We start from the raw sequence: 1,928 nt of genomic DNA, 5'->3' as shown, positions 1-1,928 counted from the left end.
GGCCCCTGTGCGCCCAAAACCTGTTCAGGTCGCACCTCATCCAATGGGCCTGAAGGTGTTTCTGGGTCTTGTTACAGCTGCAGCGGTACTGACTGTTTTGGCCAGTTATATCGGCTCTGCGGGCCTCAGCAGTTGGACAATTGCACAAGTCGTCGCACCGTCCACGACGCTGACTGCCGAAGCCGCCCTTTATGAAGGGGCAGGTCTGCAAACCGCGATCTTTGGTTTGCTGGTCGTGGCTGCGATCCTGTCGGGCATGTATCTGATGATGCGAGATGAAACATCGCGCCTTGTGCGCAATGTGTTTTACGTCAGCGCCATCGCTGCAGGTGCTCAGCAGATTGTGTGGGGCCTGCAATTGGGTGAACCAAGCATGGCCGTCACGTCGGGCGGTGGATTTTATATCGTCTCTGGCGTGTCTTTGGCGGGCTTTGCTGTGCTTGCGCTATTCTACCAAAGCCGCAGGCGCGAGCACATGTGGCACGAAATTATGGTGTTCGCTGTGAACTTTGCCTTTGCTCCGGCGCTGATCGTTTGGGGGCATGGGTTGTGGTATCTACTGGATGTGATCCCGCAATTCTACACCGATCGCGGACACGGTTATGTGCTGGCTGCAGGTGCGGCGATCCTTACGCCAACGTTCAACGGTTTCATCGGCATGATGACCAGCCGTGAAACGCAATCACGTGTGATTAGTTAGGCAATCGTGCGTCAGCTTGGCTCTAAGTCCAGGCCAGCCTGCAAGATGCAAGGGCGGGAAAATGACCAAAAACGAATACAATCACTGGCCAGCGGGGGTGCGTAAATCCCTGCCCGTCGCGTCGCACACACTTGACGACAACTTGCGCGAGGTCGCGAAAGCGACCCCAGAAAAGACGGCGCTAATCTTTTATGGCGCAACGAAATCCTACGCAGAGCTAGACGACGAGGTGACGCGCGTGGCGGCCTATTTGCAAACGATTTGCGACGTCCAAAAAGGAGACCGCGTCGGGATTTACATGCAGAACTCCCCGCAGTTTGTAACGGCGTTTTACGGGATCATTCGGGCCGGTGGCATCGTCGTTCCGCTCAATCCGATGCATAAGAAAGACGAGCTGACATATCTTTGCCAAGACGCCGGACTTCGCAAGGTTCTGACGGCGCAAGATATTGTCGCCAACGCGGCCGCGCTTTTAGAAATTGACGTGCTAGATCACGTCGTTGCGGCCCATTACGGATCTGAACTTCCCGTTGGTCGCCCTGTTAACGTCCCTGATAGTATCTTGTCGGGGCCCACACTGTATCCGGACGGTGTTGTGGACTGGTCGGATATGATGAGAGCGGATGTAACCTTTTCCCCAGTCAAACTTTTGCCCGAGGACTGCTGTACTCTGCCCTACACATCCGGTTCTACAGGGCGGGGTAAGGGCTGCAAACACACCCATCAAACGGCCCTTCACGCGGTTCAATGTATTCAGGAATGGTTTGGGTATACGGGTAACGAAGTGCACTTGGGCGCGGCACCAATGTTTCATATTGTAGGCATGCAAGGTGTGATGAATGTCTCGATCGCCACGGGGGCTACAATCGCTATTATGGCCCGTTGGGACCGAACTGCGGCCGCCTCCATCATTGCCCAGAGCCGCGTCACGACATGGACGACGGTCCCGACGGCGGTGAGTGATCTACTCAATACAGAGGGCCTTGCGAAGGATGACCTTGCAAGCCTGCGCCTGATCTCTGGGGGTGGCAGCGCCATGCCAGAGGCTGTGGCCAAACGTCTTGACGATCTGACAGGGCTTAAATTCGTCGAAGTCTACGGCATGACAGAAACCATGGGGCCTGTGACCCATAACCCCGTGGATGCCCCAAAAGCGGGATGCGTCGGTATCCCCGTGATGAATACCAAGCTACAGTTATTGGACCAAGACACCCTGGTTCCTGTGCCC

At 55.8% G+C, this 1,928-nt stretch carries 2 protein-coding genes; both read left to right on the top strand.

What is annotated here, in order from left to right; translation table 11 throughout:
• On the top strand, positions 1–700 hold a 700-nt coding region (locus ACTG3Z_RS17500; RefSeq protein WP_439144281.1), incomplete at its 5' end, for a hypothetical protein.
• Positions 701–761: 61 nt separating this feature from the next.
• Positions 762–1,928 (top strand): AMP-binding protein (locus tag ACTG3Z_RS17495; RefSeq protein WP_439144280.1); only part of this gene is annotated, 1,167 nt, incomplete at its 3' end.

Source organism: Planktotalea sp., assembly GCF_965659345.1.
Taxonomy (GTDB): Bacteria; Pseudomonadota; Alphaproteobacteria; order Rhodobacterales; family Rhodobacteraceae; genus Planktotalea.
Note: the sequence above shows the minus strand (reverse complement) of the source record. Positions and strands in the feature narration are given on the sequence as shown.